Source organism: Asaia sp. As-1742 (genome assembly GCF_011753235.1).
GTDB lineage: Bacteria > Pseudomonadota > Alphaproteobacteria > Acetobacterales > Acetobacteraceae > Asaia > Asaia bogorensis_B.
This window is the reverse complement of record NZ_VWWA01000049.1, coordinates 1-1,107: the sequence shown is the minus strand read 5'-3', so window position 1 is coordinate 1,107 and position 1,107 is coordinate 1. Positions and strand designations below refer to the sequence as shown.

Here is a 1,107-nt window from a genome sequence, read left to right as displayed (position 1 = left end):
TGCCGAAATCGGAGTAGCGGTCGCCTCCCTGTACCCGAAAGTCGCGATCCCACTGGATTTCGGGGTGACCACCAGCACGCTGCATCAGGCGTTCACCACCGCCAGCCTTCTATGGCAACTCGGCGTCGCGGCCGGCGAGACGATCTACGCCGGAGGGCGTCGTACCGCGCAGATCGACGCGGCGCGCCTGCAACGTGACGCAGCCTGGCTTGGTTACCGGCAGGCCGTGCTCAACGCGCTGCGCGATGTGGAAGACCGGCTCGCCACGATAGGCGACGCCAGCGCGCGAACGTCTTTACTGAGCCTCGAACTTGACTCAGCCCAGGACCACTTCATACGCTCGGAGCGAGAATATCACAGCGGTGAAACCTCGCTCCTTCCGACGATTGTCGACAGAAACCTTGTGGATCAAATCCATGATCGCGTAATAGCCACGCAGCAGGTTCTGGTGATCAGCGATCTGGCGCTGTACAAGGCGTTGGGGGGCGGATGGGAAACGAACTCAACACGCTAACGGCCCCGAAAAGCTGTCGGTCTCCAACTCCGGGTGCAACGGCGCAAGTTTGCTTTGAAGAGGGAGACGAGGATGCGGTGTTATCGCGAGCTGTCTCTGGATCATCGAGTGGTCATCCAGTTGGGTCATAAGCACGGCGAGATGATGCGGACGATTGGCCCGCGGCTGGGCAGGGCGGCAGCCGGGAACTGACGCGGCACGGCTTGTTGGGTGTGTATGAAGCCGGCACTGCGCATCGGCAGGCAACGGCTCGCCGCCGCAAGGTCCGCTCTACGCGCAAGCTGAGTGACCCTGCGCGGTGGGAGGCGGTTAGACAGCGGCGGCATGCCGGATGGTCGCAACAGCAGATCGCCGCCAGACTGCGCCACGAGCACCCTGACGGACAGGAGGGCGCGTGTGTTGCACGAGACGATCTATCAGGCGATCTGTCTGACGCCGCGCGGCGAATTGCGTCGTGCCCTGATTGCCAGTCACTTATCAGCGATATCGTGGAATAAAGTCCGTCGTTCGCACGGAATGAGCGTATCCGCGGGTTGTTAACCATTAACCCCGAAATAAATCGAGCCACCAGGCTCCAGAAGAATTTCGTCGTC

1 protein-coding gene is annotated in these 1,107 nt (G+C 61.4%); it reads left to right on the top strand.

The window, feature by feature from the left end; all coding sequences use genetic code 11:
* Nucleotides 1–514 (top strand): TolC family protein (locus F3J08_RS16820; protein ID WP_166931916.1); only part of this gene is annotated, 514 nt, incomplete at its 5' end.
* Between the last annotated feature and the right edge of the window lie 593 nt (nt 515–1,107).